Origin of the sequence: Micromonospora sp. WMMD714 (assembly GCF_029581315.1) — a bacterium.
In the GTDB taxonomy this organism is placed as follows: domain Bacteria; phylum Actinomycetota; class Actinomycetes; order Mycobacteriales; family Micromonosporaceae; genus Micromonospora; species Micromonospora rifamycinica.
On record NZ_CP120744.1, the window covers coordinates 4,180,295 to 4,198,699 of the forward strand.

Below are 18,405 nucleotides of genomic sequence, written 5' to 3' on the forward strand. Positions count from 1 at the left end.
ACGGGCGGACGGATCCGCCGCCGCACCGGCGGTCCGGGCCCGCGACGCGTACGACCGGCGTCGCGGGCCCGGACCGGTCACCGCATGTCGTCGATCAACCGGGCCACCGCCCCGGCGTGTTCCCCGTCGACCACGGTGAAGTGGTCGGCCTCCAGCATGTGCAGCCGGACCGGGAGCTGGGCGGCGGCGTGCCGCAGCGGCGACAGGTAACCCGACGCCGGGCCGACGAGCCCCCGTGACGCCTCCACCACGTCCACCTCCACCCCCTCCTCGGCGACGATGGAGTACCGCAGCAGCGCCCGGGTGTTGGCCTCGAACACCCCGTACATCGCCTGCAACTCGGCGTACGACCAGGCGGTGAGCTCCTTGAGCTGCGGGGGCGGCGACGCCCACGTCCGGCGGAGCGTCTCCAGGGCGGCGTTCGGGGCGCACGGGTCGCTGGCCACCTCCACCGGCGTGCCGACCAGGTTGTGCAGGAACGCCTTGACGAGGGACGCGTCGTCGACGGTGCGGTGGCCGCCGCAGCCCACCCACGGGTCGATGAGCAGCACCGCGCACCGCCGGCCCTGCCGGTGCAACTGCCGGGCCATCTCGTACGCCACCACGCCGCCCAGCGACCAGCCGGCCAACCGGAGCGGCCGGTCCGGCGGCTCGTCGCCCAGCTCCGCGGTGAGCTCCGCGAGGTAGCGGGTGGCCAGCTCCTCGATGGTCACCCCCGGCTGCGGCGGGGACGGCGCGGTCAGGCCCAGCACCCGGTACCGCTCGCCCAGCTCGGCGACCAGGGGGCGGTAGCACAGCAGGTCACCGCCGACCGGATGGACCAGGACCAGCGGACGCTGCCCGTCGTCGGAGAGGACGACCAGGCTGCGGGTCGGCTCCGGGCGGCAGGCGGCGTCGAGGACGGCGGCGAGCTCGGCGACGGTGCCCGAGGTGTAGAGCGTGGCCAGCGGCAACCGCCGCCCGAACTCCTGCTCGATGCGGTTCATCAGGCGGGCCGCCAACAGCGAGCTGCCGCCGTAGGCGAAGAAGCCGACGGAACGGCCGACCTCCGGCACCTCCAACAGCTCCTGCCACACCGTGGCCAGGCTCCGCTCGGTGTCGGTGCGGGGCGCGTCGTCGCCGACCTGCGGGGCCGCCCCCACGCCGGCCGCCCGCTCGGTCAGCTCCCGCCGGTCGACCTTGCCGTTGGCGGTCAGCGGCAGTCGCTGCCCCACGTCGATGCTGCGCGGCACCATGTAGCCCGGCAGGCGGGACGTCAGGTGCTCGGTCAGCTGCGGGACCAACTCGCCGGCCGGTTCCGGCGAGGCCACGAAGGCGACGAGCGACACGGCCCGGCCGTCGGTACGGGTGACCACGGCCGCGTCGCTGACCGCCGGGTGCGCCAGCAGCGCGGCCTCGATCTCGCCGAGCTCCACCCGGAAGCCGTTGACCTTGACCTGCGGGTCCTCCCGGCCGAGGAACTCCAGCGTGCCGTCGGGCCAGTAGCGGGCCCAGTCACCCGTGCGGTAGATCCGTTCCTGCTGCCGCGGGTGCACCAGGAACGACGCGGCGGTCAGCTCCTCGTCGCCCAGGTAGCCCACGGCGAGGCCGCGCCCGCCGATGAACAGCTCGCCGGGCACCCAGTCGGGGCGGTCCCGCAGCCGGGCGTCGAGCACCTGGAAACGCTGGTTGCGCAGCGGATGGCCGTACGGGATCGAGATCCAGTGCGACGGCACCCGCACCGGCACCGGGTGGTAGTTGGACCAGATGGACGCCTCGGTCGCACCCCCGAGACTGGCGCACGCCGCGTGCGGGGCGATCTCGGCCAGCTCCGCGCCGAGGTTGATCGGCACCCAGTCGCCGCTGACCATCGCCAGCCGCAGCTCGCCGAGCGGGGGCCGACCGCTGGTGCGGACGAACTCCACGAACATCGCCAGGTAGGCCGGCACGCTGTTCCACACCGTCACCCCGGTGGCCTGACACAGCTCGTAGAGGTGGGTGACCTCCCGTTCCTGCCCGGCGGTCGGGACGACCACCGCCCCGCCCGCGGCGAGCATCCCGAACACGTCCCACACCGACAGGTCGAACGTGTAGTCGGAGACGGCGAGCACCCGGTCGCGGGGGCTGAGCCCGAACCGCTCGTTGATGTCGACGAGGGTGTTGACGACACTGCCGTGCGAGATCATCACGCCCTTCGGCGTGCCCGAGGTGCCGGAGGTGAAGATGACGTACGCCAGCGAGTCCGGGCTGACCTCCACCGCCGGAGCCGCCGCGCCGTCCTGCCGGGCGACGGCGGTGGCGATGTCGACGGTCCGCGCGCCCGGGTACGGTTCCTCACCCTGGACGCTGCGGTCGGCCAGCAGCACCCGCAGTCCGCAGATCTCGACCACCTGCTCACGCCGACGCCGGGGCCACTGGGGCGAGACCGGCACGTACGCCGCGCCGGCCATCAGCACCCCGAGCAGGGCGATGATCTGGTGTGCCCCGCGGAGCGCCTGCACGCCGACCAGCTCGCCCGGCCGGACCCCGGCCTCGACCAGCTCCGCGGCGAGGGCGTTGGCCCGGTCGCAGAGCTGGGCGTAGGTGATCTCCCGGCCCTCGGCGATCACCGCGGGCCGGTCCGGCTGCCGTTGCGCCTGCTCCGCGAAGAGCTGGTGCATGGTGGCCACCCGGGCCGGGGCGGCGGTGTTGTTGACCTGCTCGCGGATCTTCAACTGGGCCGCCGGGGTGAGGTCGAACGACTCCGTCTCCCACGCCGCGTCCTCGGTGGCCAGCCGGACGAGCAGGGACCGGTAGGCCGCGAACATGTCGTCGATCATGCCGGCCGGGTACAGGTCGTCAGCGCTGTCCCAGGTGGTGACGAGGGCGTTGCCGGCCACGAACACCTGGTGGTCCAGCGCGACCTGGGGGGTACGCACCCGGCCCTCCAGCCGCTGCCAGCCGAGGTGCTCCAGGAAGACCCCGCTGTCCGGCTCCCCGACGCCGAGCATGCTGGTGAAGACCACCGGCATCAGCGCGTTGCGGGCGTTGCCCGTCCGCTGGTTGAGCTGCCGGATGACGGAGACCCCGCCGAAGGACGAGTGCGCCATGTCCTGGAGCAGCTGCCGCCGCCAGGTGCGGGCCCGGTCGAGGAAGGTGTCGCCCGGACTCTGCCGGCACTCCATCAGCAGGGTGCTGCTGAAGTTGCCGATGAGCTTGTCGACCTCCGGGTGGAAGGGCAGCCGGTCGCCGTACATGATGTTGATGGTGAAGTCGGCGTTCTTGGACCAGTGCCGCAGCACCTCGCAGAAGGCCGTGCCGAGCACCATCGTGCCGGTGAGCCGGTTCTTCCTGATCCGCGCGGCCAGGCCGACCCACTGCTCCGGGGTCAGCTTGAAGACCCGACGCACCAGGCGGGGGCTGGGATCGCTGGTCGTCCGGCGGCGGGGCAGCTCCGGCGCGGCGGGCAGGCTGTCCAGCCGGTCCAGCCAGTACCGACGGGCCTGCTCGTGCGCGTCGCTCTCGGTGCGTCGCTCGCACTCGTTGCGGTACTCCCGGAAGGTGTACCGCAGCGGGGGCAGGGACTCACCGTTGAGCAGCGCCCGCAGCTCCTGGGCGAAGATCTCACCCGAGAAGCCGTCGATGGCCAGCAGCCGCGCGCACACCTGCACCACGACGTGGGTGTCCAGCGCGAAGACGAAGATCTCGAACGGAGCGTGCCCGACGCGTCGTGGTGGCCCCTCGTCGTAGCAGCGCTCGCGGTTGCGGGTGAGCAGCCGCCGGCAGACCTGTTCCGGCTGACCACGCAGTGACCGGTAGGTCAGCGGCACCGGCACCTCGTCCTGGACGTGCAGCAGGCCCGCCTCGTCGAACGACGCGCGGAGCATCTCGTGCCGGGCCATGAGCTGGTGCAGGGCCGCGCTGAACGCCCGGACGTCCAGCTCCTGGCAGGCGTACTCCTCGAAGAAGAGGGCGGGGCCGCCGAGCTGGAAGTTGCCCAGCTCGCCGAGCAGGTACGCGTACTGCAGGTCGCTCAGCGGCGCCGAACGGGCGCCCACGGCGTCCGCGCGGGACGGTGCCAGCGGCGGGGCCGGTGGGGCGCTGGCGGAGGAGGGGTGGTGCTCCGATCTGGCGATGTCCATGACGTTCCCTCTGGGTGCGGGTTGAACGAAGCGGTACGAATGCCCCGCCGGAGGTGCGCTCCGGACAGTCTCTGGAGTACGGCCGACCAGTGAGGCCTGGTGGCCGGGCGAGGGAGAGCGGTGCGCCGGCTACCGGGCGGCGGCCCTCAGTTCGTCCACCACACCGGCCAGCTCCGCCGGGGTGGGCCGGTCGAAAACCTCGATCATCGGTAGTTGCACGCCGAAGACGATGTTCACCCAGTGCACGATGGCCGCAGCCGCCATCGAATCGCCTTCGAGATCGTCGAAGAAGTCGGTGTCCGGCCCCACCGGGCGACCGGAAACGTTCTTCCAGATGTCGAGCATCTGCTCTTCGCTTGTCACGATGCCTCCCCACAACGTGCCCGGTCGCCGAGCGCGGCCGGTGCTCACCTCGAAGCAGGTGTCGGCCCCCACTGGTGGCTGCCGAGGTCATTGACCAGTGTTTTTGTTTCGAGAAAGGCGTCTACGCCCGCTCTGCCCATTTCTCGTCCCCAACCCGAGGCCCGCACCCCGCCGAAGGGCAACGCCGGATCGAGCACGTGCCAACTGTTGATCCACACGGTGCCGGCGCGCAGCCGGCGGCCGACCTGGTGCGCCAGGCCGAGATCGCGGGTGAAGACGCCGGCGGCGAGGCCGTACGGGCTGTCGTTGGCCATCGCCACCGCCTCCTGCACCGTGTCGAACGGCTCTGCCACCAGCACCGGACCGAAGACCTCCTCGCGGACCACCGGCGCCTGCGGGTCGGCACCGGTCACCACGGCCGGAGCGAGGAAGTAACCGGGCGAGTCCGGCGGGTGGCCGCCGGTGACCTGTGCCCCGCCGTCACGGGCCGAGCGCAGGTAGGACAGCACCCGCACCCGGTGCTCCGCGGAGATCAACGGACCCATGTCGGTGTCCCGGTCCAGACCGTCGCCGAGCCTGATCGCCGCGGCCCGTTCCCGGATGCCCGCCACGACCTCGTCGAAGACCGGCCGCTGCACGTACAGCCGGGAACCGGCCACGCAGGTCTCGCCCTGGTTGTAGAAGATCGCGTGGGCCGCGCCCGCCACCGCCTGTGGCAGGTCGGCGTCGCTGAACACGATGTTCGGTGACTTGCCGCCCAGCTCCAGGGTCACCCGGCGGAAGTCGACCGCCGCGGCCCGGACGATGCTGCGGCCGACCTCGGTCGATCCGGTGAAGGTGACCTTGTCGACCCCGGGGTGCGCGGCGAGCGCCGCACCGGTGCCGCCGTCGCCGGTGACGACGTTCAGCACCCCCGGTGGTAGGCCGGCCTCCTGGGTGAGCCGGGCCAGCGCCAACGCGGACAGCGGCGTCTGCTCGGCGGGCTTGAGCACCACGGTGCAGCCCGCCGCCAGGGCGGGTGCCACCTTGGCCGCCGCCATGTAGAGCGGGAAGTTCCACGGCACGATGGCCGCCACCACACCCACCGGCTCCGGCACGGTCAGCGCGAGGTGCCGCTCCGGGCTGCCGGTGTAGAGCGGGACGTGCTCACCGTTCAACCGGCCGGGCCAACCGGCCATGTAGTGGAAGACCGCCGCGGCGGCCGGCACGTCGCCGGCCCGGGCCACCCGCAGCGGCTTGCCGTTGTCGAGACAGTCGATCATGGCCAGCCGGTCGGCGTGGTCGAGGATGAGGTCGCCGATCCGGTGCAAAAGGCGCGACCGGGCGGCCGGAGACATCCGGTGCCATCGGGAGCCGGGCCGACCGGCGACCCCCGCCGCGGCGACGGCACGGCTCACGTCGGAGGCACCGGCATGCGCAACCGTCGCTAGTGTCTCTCCGGTAGAGGGACGAAACGACGTTAACAGACGGTGGTTGTCAGCGGGCGTCCACTTGCCTCCGATGAACAGCTCGTGAGGCATATCCTCCAGACAGGACAAATGTAGCCTGTCGGTGTGTGTGGTCGCCGACATGCGAGAGACGCTAGCGCAAATACCAGCCTCGGCATACCCTCGATCGGACTTAACTGATGGCGCGAGTGTTGCCAGGTACAGGGTCTGCGGGCGAGAGCATCGGGGTGCATGATGAGATATCCGCGGAGTGTTTATCACGTCTTTGACAGGATACTTGCCAAGAAGCGTGGCAGACGGAGTTGGCCGGCCAGCTTCGCCGATCGGCTGACCCATCCGGTGCCCGGTTCCCCGGCGGTCCGCAAGCTGATCGCCGAGGGCGGGATGCGACCCGATCTCAGCCAGGTCGACCAGATTCCCGTTCACCCCGGCGTGGACGAACTGCCACCCGCCGGCCCCGGCGAGGTGGTAGCGACGTGGGTCGGGCACGCCTCGTACGTGCTCCAGATCGGTGGCCTCGTCGTGCTCACCGATCCGGTCTGGTCCCGGCGCATCCCCGGGGTGCGGCCCCGGTTCACCCCGCCCGGCCTGCGCTGGGAGGCCCTCCCGCCGGTGGACGCCGTGGTCATCAGCCACAACCACTTCGACCACCTCGACGCGCCGACCATCCGCCGGCTGCCGCGGCACGTCCTGATGCTGGTCCCCGGCGGGCTGGGCTGGTGGTTCCGCCGGCTCGGGTTCACCGCCGTCACCGAGCTGGACTGGTGGGAGAGCGCCCGCCTCGGCGCGGTGGAGTTCCAGTTCGTCCCGGTGCACCACTGGAGCCGCCGGACCCTCTTCGACGGCTGCCGCAGCCTGTGGGGCGGGTGGATGCTGACGACCGACGCCGATCCGGCCGTCGACGCCGCGCCCCAGCGCGTCTTCTTCGCCGGGGACTCCGCCTACGGACCGTACTTCGCCGAGATCGGGCGTCGCTGCGGCCCGCCGGACCTCGCCCTGATGCCGGTCGGCGCGTACCTGCCCCGCTGGTTCATGAAGCCGCTGCACATGAGCCCGGCGGAGGCGGTACGCGCCTGCGGCGACCTGGCCGCCCAGCGGATGGCCACCATGCACTGGGGCACCTTCGCGCTCTCCGCCGAGGCGCCGCTGGAGCCGCTGCACCAGGCCCGGCAGGCGTGGCAGGCCAGCGGGCGGGCCGCCGAGGACCTGTGGGACCTGGCGGTGGGCCAGAGCCGCACCCTGCACCGCACCCCGGCCGTGCCGGCCGCCGACTGAGCGGCGGCCGGCACGGCCGGCGGCCCGCGACGCCGGGCGGCGTACCCGTCGGCGTCACGGGCCGTTCGCTGTCGACGACCCGTTCGCTGTCGACGGCCGGGTCGGTCAGTCGCCGGCGTGTCCCGGGGTGGCCCGCCCGGCGGACGCGGCACGACGCGCGAAGAACCGCTTCGGTGCCAGCGCCGACCGGTACGGCAGCAGCAGCGGGAGCCGGTCGCCGACCCGCTGCCGCCAGATGAAGAACTCGCCGCCCTTGTCGCCGAACGGGGCGGGCAGGAACTTGGGCTGGTTGACCGTGACGAACGCCAGCTCCGTGAACTCCGTCTGGCGACGCAGCACCAGGTCACGCAGGATCTTCCCGCCGGTGTGGCTGGCCGCGATCCCGCTGCCGGTGTACCCGTGGCCGTAGACCATGCCCGAGTCGGTCCGGCCGAACTGCGGGATGAAGCTGTGGCTCCAGCTGATCAGGCCGCCGTTGCCGTGGCTGAACCGCACGTCGCGCCACTGCGGGAAGAACTCCCGGAACGACTCGCCCAGCTTGTCGAACGCCTCGTCGTTGCGGCGGTGGCGGGGATCGGTGTCCCGGTTGCCGAACATGTACCACAGGCCGCCGGCCCAGAGCACCCGGTTGTCGGCCGTCAGCCGGGCCGCGGTGGAGAACGACAACGAGTTCGCCACCCCCTCCCGCCCCGGCCAGGCGACCCGGCCCAGCTGCTCGTCCGTCAACGGCTCGGTGACCAGCAGGTAGTTCCACACCGGCATCTGGCGCGCGTACAACTCGGGGAACGCCCCCTGCATCGCCTCGGTCGCCACGACCACCTGGTCGGCGGTGATCGTGCCGTGCGGGGTGGTGATCCGCCACTTCCCGTCGACCTTCTCGACCGTCTGCGCCGGGGTCTGCTCGTGCAGCAGCACACCCTGCTCCTGCACCACCCGGGCCAGCCCGCGCACCAGCCGGTACGGGTTGAGCAGCGCGCCGCTGACCTTCAGCGCGCCGAGGACGGACGGCGAGCCGATCCGCTCCTGCGCCTGTTCCCGGTCGAGCAGGCGGAACGAGGTCACCCCGGCCCGCTGGGCGCGCTTGATCTGCAGCTCCAGCCGGGCGAGCTGCTTGGTGTCGGTGGCCACCTGGAGGATGCCGGTGTTCTCGTACTGGGCGTCGATGCCGTTCTGCCGGCAGAACCGGCCGATCTCCAGGATCGACCGGGCGACCGCCCGGTACACCCCGCCGGCCTTCTCCGCCCCGTAGTACCAGAGCATCCGGCGCAGCACCTTGCCGGCGGTCATCTGCACGAACCCGGCGTTCATCCCGGAGGCCCCGTCGCCGACGAACTTCGCCTCCACCACCCGTACCGACATGCCCGGTTCGGCCTGCTTGATGAAGTGCGCCGCCCACAGGCCGGTGTAGCCCGCGCCGACGACGCACACGTCGCAGGAGGCGTCGCCGTCCAGCGGCGGGCCGACCTCGGTGGGTTCGGTGGAGTGCCAGTACGTCTCGGTGGACAACTGCGCCATGCGGGTCTCCTTAACTGCTGTCGCGGGGGTTGGCGGGTGACGCGTCACGCGGGGCGGACGGCCAGCGGAAGACGCTCGAAGGAGCGCAGGCTTCCGTGCTGGCGGCGCAGGGCGTCGCCGTCGAGCGCGATGTCGCGGAACCCGGTGGCGAGCGCGGTGAACGTCAGCTCGCCCATCAGCCGGGCCAGCGCGGTGCCCAGGCAGTGGTGCAGGCCGCCGCCGAAGCCCAGGTGCGGGTTCGGGGCACGGGACAGGTCCAGCTCCGCCGGCCGGTCGAAGACCGCCGGGTCGCGGTTGGCCGCGCCGAGCAGCAGCATCACCGACCGGCCCGCCCTGATCTTGTGGCCGCCGATCTCGATCGGCTCCCGGGCCACCCGGATCGCGTTCTGGATCGGCGAGTCGAACCGGAGGAACTCGTCGACCGCCGGGCGGACCAGGGCCGGATCCCGGCGCAGCCGGTCCAGCTGGTCGGGGTGCCTGAGCAACGCCGTGCAACCGTTGGAGACCAGCCCCATGGTCGTCTCGAACCCGGCGTGGAACAGGAACAGCAGATTGTCGACGATCGTCGCGACGTCGCCCCGCTGTCCGGGCGGGGTCGCCGCGACCATACCGGCCAGGGTGGTTTCGCCGGCCGGCGCGTCACGCAGTAGCGCGGTCACGTACTCGCGCAGCCAGGCGACGGCGGCGTCCACGCCGTCGCGCTCGTCGGGGCGGAGGTTGGCCGCGTCGAAGACCCGGGCCAGGTCGATCACCCGGGGCAGCACCTCCTCCCGGTCAGCGTCGGGGATGCCGATCAGCCGGCAGATCACCGTGACCGGCAGCGGCACCGCCAGCTCCGCGACGAGATCGAGGCGACCGGCCTCGCGGGCCGGGGCGAGCAACCCGTCGACCAGCGCGCTCACCGCCGGGGTCATCGCCCGCACCTGGGGTGTGCCGAACGCCTGGCCGAGGATCCGGCGGGCGTGGGTGTGCTCCGGCGGATCCTGGGTGAGCACGATGCGGGAGGGGAACTCGGCGGCCGGTCCGTCCCCCAGGGTCAACCGGATGAACTCCCGGGGGAAGTGGCTGGCGAGCCGGCCGTCGCGGAGCAGGGCGCTGACCGCGGCGTGGTCGACCACCAGCCACTGGCCGAACTCGCCCCGCAGGACCGGCCCCAGGGCACGCAGCCGCTCGTACTCCGGATAGGGGTCGTCGGCGCAGGCCAGGTCGACCGCGGCGATCCGGGGCCGGGCGGCGGCATCGGGCAGCGTCACTGCTGCCCGCCGACCCGCTCGGCCCGCCGGGCCCGGTGGTGCTCCCGCATCCGCTGCATGAAGTAGTCGGCGTTGAGCCAGTACAGCTCCAGCCAGATGTTGTCCGGATCGCGCAGCCACACCCCGTGCCCGGCCTCCAGGAACAACTCCTGCACCCCGCCGTGCTCGACGCCCACCGAGTCGAGGTGCGCCACCCAGGTGTGCAGGTCCTCCCGCTCGGGGACGTGGAACGCCAGGTGGTGCAGCCCCACCCGGCGCTCGTCGAACGGCTCGGCGACCGGCCGGTCGCCCTGCCCGAGGACGATCGAGGTCAGCGCCCGGGAGTGCAGCAACGTGCGGAAGGTGAAGCCCGACTCGACCGGCCGGGCGTCGCGCACGACGGTGAACCCCAACGCCCGGCAGTACCACTCGGTGCTGCGGTCGAGGTCACGGACGGTCAGGTTGATGTGGGTGCCGCCGTTGAGCGGCGGTGCGACGTCGTTGGCCACGGGGTTCCTCTCGGGAAAGACGGTCACAGGACGGTTCGCATGACGGCCCCCGCCAGCGGCGCCGTACGCCGGAACCGGTCCTCGTACCGGTCCGCGACGGTGGCCAGCGCGCTGACCCCGCGCACGCCGATGGTCCGCAACGGTTCCGGCTCCCAGCGGCGCGACCGGTGCCCGGTCCAGAACAGCCGGGTCTCGGGCCGTTTCACCCCGGTCACCAGGGCGGCGAGCGTACGGCCGGCGAGGTTGCTCAGCGCGATGCCCTCGCCGCCGTAACCACCGGCGTGACCGAGGCCGCTGTCGCGGTCGTACACCACCGCCGGCTCGCCGTCGCGGTGCAGCCCGTACGCCCCGCTCCAGCGGTGACTCACGGGCACGTCGGCCAAGGCGGGGAAGCTCTCGGCCAGGGACTCGCGCAGCCGGGCGAAGACCCGCCCGCCGGAACCGTCGGCGGCGTCCGGCCGGGAACCGGGGCGGTAACCGGCCCCCCGACCGCCCACCAGCAGCCGGTCGTCGGCGGTGCGCTGGAAGTAGGCGAACTGGTGGCGGGAGTCGGCGACGGTGACCCGGTCCCGCCAGCCGGCCGCGCGCCAGCGCTGCTCCGGCAGCGGTTCGGTGGCCAGCAGCCGGGAGATCACCGGCAGCACCCGGCGGGCGTGCCCGGCCAGCCCGGCGGTGTACGCCTCGGTGGCGCACAGCACGCTGCGGGCGCGGATCGTGCCCCGGTCGGTGACCACCACACCGGGGCGCAGGGCGAGCGCCCGGGTGCCCTCGACGAGGGTGACCCCGCGCCGCTCCACCGCCTGCGCCAGCCCGGCCGCGATGACCGCCGGCTGCACCGCGGCGCACTGCGGCGTGAAGCCGCTCAGCAGCGCCCCGGCGACGCCGACCCGCTCGGCGGTCTCGGCGGCCGACAGCAGCGTCATGTCGGTGATGCCGAGCTGGTGGCGCATGTCCTGCCAGGCGCGCAGCCGGGCCACCTGCGGCGGGGTACGGGCCACGTAGAGCGAGCCGTCCCGCCGCCACCCGCAGTCGACCTCCTCGGCGGCGAGGACCCGTTCGATCTCGTCGAGCGTGCGCTGGCCGGCGCGGTAGAACCGCATGGCGTCCATCGGGCCGTAGCGCCGTACGAGGTTGGCCAGCAGGGCGGGCATCTCCGTGGTGCACCAGCCGCCGTTGCGTCCGCTGGCCCCGTACGCCACGTGCTCCGCCTCCACCACCAGCACGGACAGCTGTGGCGCCAGCTCGGTCAGGTAGTAGGCGGTCCACAGGCCGGTGAAGCCGGCGCCGATCACGACCACGTCGGCCCGCGCCTCGCCGGCCAGGGCCGGGCGCACCGTCCGCAGGGACGCGGGCAGGGTGTCCAGCCAGAGGCTCGCCGGTCGGGCCTGGTCGGGGGAGGGCGTCATGCCGGGCCGCCGTTACCGACCGGCGGCGGTGGTCAGGTCGCCGAGGACCGCCGCGGCCAGCGCCCGCTTGTCGACCTTGCCGACGTTGGTCAGCGGCAGCGCCTCGACCACCGCCAACCGGTCCGGCAGCTTGTAGTCGGCCAGGCCGCGGTCCCGCAGCAGCTTGCGCAGCTCCACCAGGCTGGGCGGCGGACCGTCGGCGACGACGACCGCGCAGGTCTTCTCGCCGAGCTGCCGGTCGGGGACCGGGACGACCGCCGCCGCGCGGACCCGCTCGTGGGTGAGCAGGTGCCCCTCCACCTCGTCGGCCATCACCTTCTCGCCGCCGCGGTTGATGACGTCCTTGATCCGCCCGGAGATGACCAGACGGCCCTCGGGGTCGATCCGGGCCAGGTCGCCGGTCCGCAGGAAGCCGTCGGGGGTGAAGGTCGTCCGGTTGTGCTCGGGTACGGCGAAGTAGCCGCGCAGCGTGCACGGACCGCGCGCCAGCAGCTCGCCGACCTCGCCCGGCGCGACGGGCCGGCCGGTCGCGTCGACGACGAGCAACTCGTCGTCGGCGCACATCGGGGTGCCCTGGGTGGTCGCCGCGGCCTCGTCGCCGTCGTCGGGGCGGGTGAAGCAGAGCACCCCCTCGGCCATGCCGAACCAGTGGGTGAGCGTGGCGCCCAGGGCCGGGCGGACCGCGCGGGCGAGGTCGGGGTGCAGGACCGCCCCGCCGACCTCGATGACCAGCTCGGGCAGGTGCACGTCGAAGATCGGGGCGGTCTCCACCCACAGCGACAGCACGGCCGGCATGACGGTGGTGAGGGTGACCCGTTCCTGGGTCATCAGCGCGAAGACCTCGTCGGGGCTGGGGCTGGACGCCAGCACCGCCCGGCCGCCGACCCGCAGCGCGCCGAACACCCCCGGGCACCCCAGGGCGGCGTTGTGCGCGACCGGCACCGCCGCGAGGTAGGCGTGCCGGTGGTCGAAGGACATCGCCTCGGCGGTGGCGCGCAGCTGGAAGGCGTAGTCGTCGTGGGTGCGGGGGATCAGCTTCGGCAGCCCGGTCGTCCCGCCGGAGAGCAGGAAGAACGCCACGTCCTGCGGGTCGGGTCGGGGCAGCTCCCGGGCCGGGGCGCGCACCTGCGACCAGGCCAGGAACGGCCCGGGGTCACCGACCACCAGCACGTGTCGCAAGGTGGGGCAGGCGTCACGGACCTCCTGCGCCACCGCGCGGTGGTCCACTCCGGGCGCCCGGTCGCCGGTGACCAGGGCGACGGCCCCGACGTACTGCGTCAGGTAGGTCAGCTCGGCCCGGCGGTGCGCCGGCAGGGCCAGCACCGGCAACGCGCCCAACCGGAACAGCGCCACACAGGTGACCAGGAACTCGACGGTGTTGGGCAGCTGCACGACCACGCTGTCGCCGGGGCGTACGCCCAGCTCGGACAGGCCCGCCGCCAGCTCGTCGGCGCGGGCGTCGAGTTCGCCGTAGGTGTGCCGGCCGTGCCGGGTGACCACGGCGGCGCGGCCGGGGTCACGGGCCTCACCGGCCCAGTCGGCCCACGGCCGGAACAGGTCGCCGAGGACCTCGCCACGCCAGTAACCGGCCTCGCGGTATCGGTCGACGAACTCCGCCGGCCAGGGGGTGAAGCCTTCACGAACAGCCACGGGGCCTCCCGTACGCCGATCACCTGGGGTATCCGTAGGCACCGTAGCGACGCTCCAGAAGACACACAAGGGTCTGCGCAAAGACGATGCTCGTATTTTCCAGATACGAGTCCCTGCACTACCGTGGAAGGCAAGTTGCCGGGACCGGGAGAGGACGGCCGCGATGCGGGTACGTGTGGACTTTGACAGCTGTGACAGCAACGGCCTCTGCGCCGCCGAGGCGCCGACGGTCTTCGAGGTACGCGACGACGACTTTCTCTACGTGCTCCAGGAGAACCCACCGCAGGAGCTGTGGCCGGAGGTGACCCGGGCCGCCAACGCCTGCCCGAAGTTCGCCATCACCCTGGAGGAGCGGTGACCCCTGCGGACCGCGAACCGGTGGTCGTCGCCGCGGTCCGTACCCCCATCGGCAGGCGCGGCGGCGCGCTGGCCGGGCTGAAGGGCGTCGAGCTGCTCCGGCACGTGCTGCGGGCGGTCGTCGACGAGGCGGGCATCCCGCCCGACGCCGTGGAGCAGGTGATCGGCGGCTGCGTCACCCAGGCCGGCGAGCAGAGCCTGAACGTCACCCGCAACGCCTGGCTGAGCACCGGCTGGGATCCCGCGGTCGGCTGCACCACCGTGGACGCCTCGTGCGGCTCCGCCCAGCAGGCCAACCACCTCGTCGCCGCACTGATCGGCAGTGGCGCGATCAGCGTCGGCATCGCCTGCGGGGTCGAGTCGATGAGCCGCGTCCCGATCGGTGTCAACCTCTACAACGGACCCGGTCACTACAAGACCGCCGACTACCCGTGGGACGACCCGCCGAAGGCGCAGTTCGGGGGTGCCGAGCGGATCGCCGCCCGGCAGGGCCTCACCCGGGCCGACGTCGACGCGTACGGGGTGCTCTCCCAGGCCCGCGCGGCGGCGGCCTGGGCGGCCGGACACTTCGACCGGGAGGTGGTCGGGATCGACGCACCGGTGCCGGGCGACGACGACCGCGCCGGCCCGCGCCGGGTCGACCGGGACGAGGGGCTGCGCGCGACCACCCTGGAGGGGTTGGCCGCGCTCAGGCCGAACGTGCCCGACGGGGTGCACACCGCCGGCACCACCTCGCAGGTCTCCGACGGCGCGTCGGCGATCCTGTGGATGTCCCGCGCCCACGCCCGCGCGCTGGGGCTGCGGCCCCGGGCGCGGCTGGTCGCCCAGGTGGTCACCGGAGCGGACCCGTACTACCTGCTCGACGGGCCGGTGGCGGCGACCGGCCGGGCGCTGGCACACGCCGGCATGACCCTGGCCGACCTCGACCTGGTCGAGGTCAACGAGGCGTTCGCGGGCGTGGTGCTCAACTGGACGCAGCAGCACGACACCGACCTGGAGCGGGTGAACGTCAACGGCGGGGCGATCGCGTTGGGTCACCCGCTCGGTTCCAGCGGCACCCGCCTGCTGGTCACCGCGCTGCACGAGCTGGAGCGGCGGGACGCGCAGACCGCGCTGGTCACCATGTGCTGCGGGGGCTCCCTGGGCACCGCGACGATCCTGGCCCGGGTGTGACGTGCGGCGCGAGGAGTTCTACCGGGAGGCCCGCGACGACCTCGACGGCCCCCTGAACGGCCTGTCCGTGCTGGACGTGACCAAGGTGTGGTCCGGCCCGCTGGCCACCAGCCTGCTCGCCGACATGGGGGCGGACGTGCTCCGGGTCGAGCTGCCGTACGGCCGCGACGGCGAGGTGCCGCCGGAGATCCCGGGCACGGGCCTGTCGTGGTTCCGCGAGACGGTGAACCGGAACAAGCGCAGCGTGGGGCTGGACCTGCGGCAGCCCGCCGGCCGGGAGGCGTTCCTCGGGCTGGTGCGCGACGCGGACCTGGTGGTGGAGAACTACAGGCCCGGCACGCTGGACGGCTGGGGGGTCGGCTACGCCGACTGCCGCCGGGTCCGGCCGGACGTCGTGTTCGTCTCGATCACCGGTTGGGGCCAGTTCGGCCCGGACGTCGACCGGCCGGCGTACGACCCGGTGGTGCAGGCCGCGAGCGGCTGGATGGCGCTCAACGGCGACCCGGCGGGCGGCCCGGTCCGGGCGCCGACCTTCCTCGCCGACGAGCTGGCCGGTCTGCACGCGGCCGTCGGGGCGCTGGCCGCCCTGGCGCACCGCGACCGCACCGGGGAGGGCCAGCACCTCGACGTGGCCATGCTCGACAGCCTGCTCGCCAGCAGCTGCGGGCTGTTGACGCTGGCCGCGACCGGTGCGCCGCCGGCGCGGTGGGGCAACGAGACCGACTTCGCGGTCCCGTCGAACGTCTACTCCTGCCGTGGCGGCGAGGTCTACCTGTCCGTCGCCCTCGACAAGCACTGGCGGGCGCTGGCGGAGACGATCGGCCGACCGGAGCTGGCGCGCGCGCCCGGCTACGGGCGGGGCGCGCAGCGCCGCCGCAACCGTGCCGAGGTCGACGCCCTGGTGGCCGAGTGGTGCCGCAGCCGTACGGTCGACGAGGTCATGGCGGCGTTCCGCGCCGCGAACCTGGTGGCCGAGCGGGTCCGCACCCTGGCCGAGGTCGCGGCCGATCCGCAGGTGTCGGCGCGGGACATGCTCCAGCCGACGGTGCTGCACAACGGCACGGTCGCGCCGCTCACCGGCCCGGCGGTGAAGTTCTCCCGCACCCCGACCCGGATCCGCCGGGGTGCGCCGGCGGCCGGCGCGGACAGCCGTGACGTGCTGGCCGACACCGCGCCGGAACCCGACGGGCGATAGTGTCCGGCTAGCTTTTGCAGAGTATCTAGCTGCTCTTTGCGAGTCTCTTGCTACTTCTATTGATGTCGAGCCGAAGATGCTTCAACATGGGAGTGCAAGATACGAGTTCCCGTCGCCGATCGGGGGCACCCGGCGTGGGTGCGACGGGCAGAGGAGGCGTCTGTGAGCGAGCGACCGCTGGCACTGGTGACCGGCGCCTCGCGGGGCATCGGCCGCGCGGTGGCCGTCCGGCTCGCCGAGCAGGGCTACGGCCTGGCCTGCTGCTACAGCAGGCCCAGCGAGGCTGCCGAGAAGACCGAGGCGCAGGTCGCCGCGATCGGCGTCCCCAGCTACTTCGCACCCTGCGACGTCGCCGACGACCAGGCGGTGGAGGCGTTCATCGCCGAGGCCGAGGACCGGCTGGGCCCGATCGGCCGGTTGGTGAACAACGCCGGCATCACCCGGGACAGCCCGCTGGTGCTGGCCCGCCGCCCCGACTGGGAGGCGGTCATCGACATCAACCTCGGCGGCACCTGGAACTTCTGCCGGGCCATGGCCTTCCGGTTCATGAAGCGCCGGGCCGGCGTCATCGTCAACCTCTCCTCGATCGCCGGCATCCACGGCAACGTCGGGCAGACGGCGTACGCGGCCAGCAAGGCGGGCATCATCGGGCTGAGCCGCTCGCTGGCCAAGGAGGTCGCCCGCTACGGCGTACGGGTCAACGTGGTCGCGCCCGGCTTCATCGAGACCGACATGACCGACGCGCTGGACGCCAAGGCCCGGGAGCAGGCCCTCGGCATGATCGGCCTGCGCCGGTTCGGCCGCCCCGAGGACGTCGCCGCGATGGTGGGCTTCCTCCTCTCCGACCAGGCCGACTACGTCACCGGCCAGGTGTTCCAGGTGGACGGGGGGATGGTCCTGTGACCGCGGCGACGACAGCACCGACCTGGCGGCCCGCCGCCCCGGTGCCGTACGCCGCCCCGCTGCCGGCGGTCGACCGGCTCCTGGTCACCGCCCAGGACGACGGCGGCTGGACGGTCGTCGCCCGGGTCGCGGTCGATCCCCGGAACCCGAACCTCGTCGGCCACTTTCCCGGCCAGCCGATCTACCCGGGCGTCTTCGTGGTCGAGACCCTGTGCCAGGCGATGACCCGGGCCGTCCCCGGCGCACCCCGGCTGCGGACGGTCACCTCGATCCGGTTCCTCGCGGCGCTGCTCGGCGGCGACGAGATGGAGCTCACCCTCGACGTCCGGCCGACCACCCCGGCACCGGCCGACCCGGCGGCACCGGTCACCCCGGCACCGTCCACGCCGGCACCGACTGGCTGGCAGGTCCGTGGCGTCGCCCGACGCACCGACGGGACGGTCACCGCACAGCTGCGTGCCGACTTCGACGCCGGAGCCGACGCGTGAACGCCGCCGAGATCCGGGCGGTCCTGCCGCAGCGTCACCCGCTGCTGCTGGTCGACCGGGTGACCAGCCGGGACGGCGACACCATCGAGACGGTCAAGGCGATCACCGCCACCGAACCGTGCTACGCCCACCTCGGCGACGACGCCACCGCCGGGGACTACGCCTACCCGGCCTCGCTGCTCATCGAGTCGTTCGGGCAGAGCGCGGCGCTGCTCTGGCTGGCCGGTGCCGCCCCGGCGCAGCGCGCCACCGAGGACACCCTGCTGCTCTTCGTGGGCGCCCGGGACTACACCGTCACCGGCCGGGCCTACCCGGGCGACGTCGTCCGGCACGTCGTACGCCTGGAACGGGTCGTCGCCGACACCGCCTTCGCCACCGGCGAGAGCTGGGTCGGCGAGCGGCGCATCGCCACCGTCGGCTCGCTCATGGCCGCCCGCCGTCCCCGCGCGGCCGTCGCCGAACCGGCGACCGGTCCGCAGGGCCGGGACGCCGACCGCACCATCCCTGCTAACACCAGTTCCCAAGGAGGCCGACATGTCCGGTGAGAACGAGCGGTACGAGCAGCTCCGGGAGATCATCGCCGAGGTGTTGGAAGTCGAGACCGACGAACTGACCGACACCGGGGACTTCGCCGAGGAGTACCAGGCGGACTCGCTGCGGGCCATCGAGATCCTGGCCCGCATCGACAAGGAGTTCAAGGTGGAGATCCCGCAGTCGGAGCTGCCCGAGCTGCGCAACCTCAAGACCACCTACGAGGCCGTCGCCCGGCACGCCGGCTGGCAGGACTGAGA

16 protein-coding genes are annotated in these 18,405 nt (G+C 73.0%); 8 read left to right on the forward strand and 8 right to left on the reverse strand.

Annotated features, from left to right (window positions below; genetic code table 11):
- Positions 1-77: 77 nt before the first annotated feature.
- The 3 genes from O7625_RS18255 to O7625_RS18265 all read right to left on the reverse strand — a co-directional run bounded on the left by O7625_RS18255 (position 78) and on the right by O7625_RS18265 (position 6,247).
- Positions 78-4,100 carry an amino acid adenylation domain-containing protein gene (locus O7625_RS18255; RefSeq protein ID WP_282340130.1) on the reverse strand — a complete coding sequence of 1,341 codons (4,023 nt, stop codon included), beginning with the start codon at positions 4,098-4,100 and terminating at the stop codon, positions 78-80.
- A 129-nt stretch (positions 4,101-4,229) separates the two neighbouring features.
- The gene (locus O7625_RS18260; protein WP_089004283.1) at positions 4,230-4,463 is read right to left on the reverse strand and encodes an acyl carrier protein; all 234 of its coding nucleotides are present in this window, start codon (positions 4,461-4,463) and stop codon (positions 4,230-4,232) included.
- A 44-nt stretch (positions 4,464-4,507) separates the two neighbouring features.
- Positions 4,508-6,247: an aldehyde dehydrogenase family protein gene (locus O7625_RS18265; RefSeq protein ID WP_348773955.1), complete on the reverse strand. Its 1,740-nt coding sequence runs from the start codon at positions 6,245-6,247 to the stop codon at positions 4,508-4,510.
- A 3-nt stretch (positions 6,248-6,250) separates the two neighbouring features.
- Here O7625_RS18265 and O7625_RS18270 point away from each other — a divergent pair, with 3 nt between their 5' ends.
- Positions 6,251-7,186 carry an MBL fold metallo-hydrolase gene (locus O7625_RS18270; protein WP_282340133.1) on the forward strand — a complete coding sequence of 312 codons (936 nt, stop codon included), beginning with the start codon at positions 6,251-6,253 and terminating at the stop codon, positions 7,184-7,186.
- A gap of 105 nt (positions 7,187-7,291) precedes the next feature.
- On the opposite strand, the gene O7625_RS18275 is transcribed toward O7625_RS18270, so the two are convergent.
- Genes O7625_RS18275 through O7625_RS18295 form a run of 5 tightly spaced genes read right to left on the reverse strand, consistent with a single transcriptional unit; the run spans position 7,292 to position 13,498 of the window.
- Positions 7,292-8,701, reverse strand: a complete 1,410-nt coding sequence (locus O7625_RS18275; protein WP_282340134.1) for an FAD-dependent oxidoreductase — start codon at positions 8,699-8,701, stop codon at positions 7,292-7,294.
- Between the two features lie 44 nt (positions 8,702-8,745).
- Complete coding sequence (locus tag O7625_RS18280) at positions 8,746-9,954, reverse strand: cytochrome P450 (RefSeq protein WP_282340136.1); 1,209 nt, start codon at positions 9,952-9,954, stop codon at positions 8,746-8,748.
- The gene (locus tag O7625_RS18285; RefSeq protein WP_067310336.1) at positions 9,951-10,442 is read right to left on the reverse strand and encodes a VOC family protein; all 492 of its coding nucleotides are present in this window, start codon (positions 10,440-10,442) and stop codon (positions 9,951-9,953) included. The genes O7625_RS18280 and O7625_RS18285 overlap by 4 nt, the downstream gene beginning before the upstream one ends.
- A gap of 23 nt (positions 10,443-10,465) precedes the next feature.
- On the reverse strand, positions 10,466-11,848 hold the full coding sequence (locus O7625_RS18290; RefSeq protein ID WP_282340140.1) for an FAD-dependent oxidoreductase: 1,383 nt from the start codon (positions 11,846-11,848) through the stop codon (positions 10,466-10,468).
- Positions 11,849-11,860: 12 nt separating this feature from the next.
- On the reverse strand, positions 11,861-13,498 hold the full coding sequence (locus O7625_RS18295) for an AMP-binding protein (RefSeq protein ID WP_282340142.1): 1,638 nt from the start codon (positions 13,496-13,498) through the stop codon (positions 11,861-11,863).
- Between the two features lie 163 nt (positions 13,499-13,661).
- Here O7625_RS18295 and O7625_RS18300 point away from each other — a divergent pair, with 163 nt between their 5' ends.
- The 7 genes from O7625_RS18300 to O7625_RS18330 all read left to right on the forward strand — a co-directional run bounded on the left by O7625_RS18300 (position 13,662) and on the right by O7625_RS18330 (position 18,403).
- The gene (locus O7625_RS18300; RefSeq protein ID WP_067310326.1) at positions 13,662-13,856 is read left to right on the forward strand and encodes a ferredoxin; all 195 of its coding nucleotides are present in this window, start codon (positions 13,662-13,664) and stop codon (positions 13,854-13,856) included.
- The gene (locus O7625_RS18305) at positions 13,853-15,028 is read left to right on the forward strand and encodes a steroid 3-ketoacyl-CoA thiolase (protein ID WP_282340145.1); all 1,176 of its coding nucleotides are present in this window, start codon (positions 13,853-13,855) and stop codon (positions 15,026-15,028) included. Before O7625_RS18300 ends, O7625_RS18305 begins: the two co-directional genes overlap by 4 nt.
- Position 15,029: 1 nt before the next feature.
- Positions 15,030-16,223, forward strand: coding sequence for a CoA transferase (locus O7625_RS18310; protein WP_282340146.1), 1,194 nt, complete (start codon positions 15,030-15,032; stop codon positions 16,221-16,223).
- Between the two features lie 162 nt (positions 16,224-16,385).
- On the forward strand, positions 16,386-17,126 hold the full coding sequence (gene fabG / locus O7625_RS18315) for a 3-oxoacyl-[acyl-carrier-protein] reductase (RefSeq protein ID WP_282340147.1): 741 nt from the start codon (positions 16,386-16,388) through the stop codon (positions 17,124-17,126).
- Positions 17,123-17,614 (forward strand): hypothetical protein, encoded by a 492-nt coding sequence (locus O7625_RS18320; protein ID WP_282340148.1) that lies wholly within the window; start codon positions 17,123-17,125, stop codon positions 17,612-17,614. Before fabG ends, O7625_RS18320 begins: the two co-directional genes overlap by 4 nt.
- Positions 17,611-18,159, forward strand: a complete 549-nt coding sequence (locus tag O7625_RS18325) for a beta-hydroxyacyl-ACP dehydratase (protein WP_067310311.1) — start codon at positions 17,611-17,613, stop codon at positions 18,157-18,159. Before O7625_RS18320 ends, O7625_RS18325 begins: the two co-directional genes overlap by 4 nt.
- A complete protein-coding gene (locus O7625_RS18330) occupies positions 18,149-18,403 on the forward strand; it encodes an acyl carrier protein (protein WP_067310308.1) in 255 nt (84 codons plus the stop codon). The genes O7625_RS18325 and O7625_RS18330 overlap by 11 nt, the downstream gene beginning before the upstream one ends.
- Positions 18,404-18,405: the final 2 nt, after the last annotated feature.

Bases quoted from the DNA above. Each gene is read 5' to 3' on its own strand.
- O7625_RS18255 (WP_282340130.1), bottom strand. From the start codon at position 4,100: ATGGACATCGCCAGATCGGAGCACCACCCCTCCTCCGCCAGCGCCCCA.
- O7625_RS18265 (WP_348773955.1), bottom strand. From the start codon at position 6,247: ATGGGTCAGCCGATCGGCGAAGCTGGCCGGCCAACTCCGTCTGCCACG.
- O7625_RS18275 (WP_282340134.1), bottom strand. From the start codon at position 8,701: ATGGCGCAGTTGTCCACCGAGACGTACTGGCACTCCACCGAACCCACC.
- O7625_RS18290 (WP_282340140.1), bottom strand. From the start codon at position 11,848: ATGACGCCCTCCCCCGACCAGGCCCGACCGGCGAGCCTCTGGCTGGAC.
- O7625_RS18300 (WP_067310326.1), top strand. From the start codon at position 13,662: ATGCGGGTACGTGTGGACTTTGACAGCTGTGACAGCAACGGCCTCTGC.
- O7625_RS18330 (WP_067310308.1), top strand. From the start codon at position 18,149: ATGTCCGGTGAGAACGAGCGGTACGAGCAGCTCCGGGAGATCATCGCC.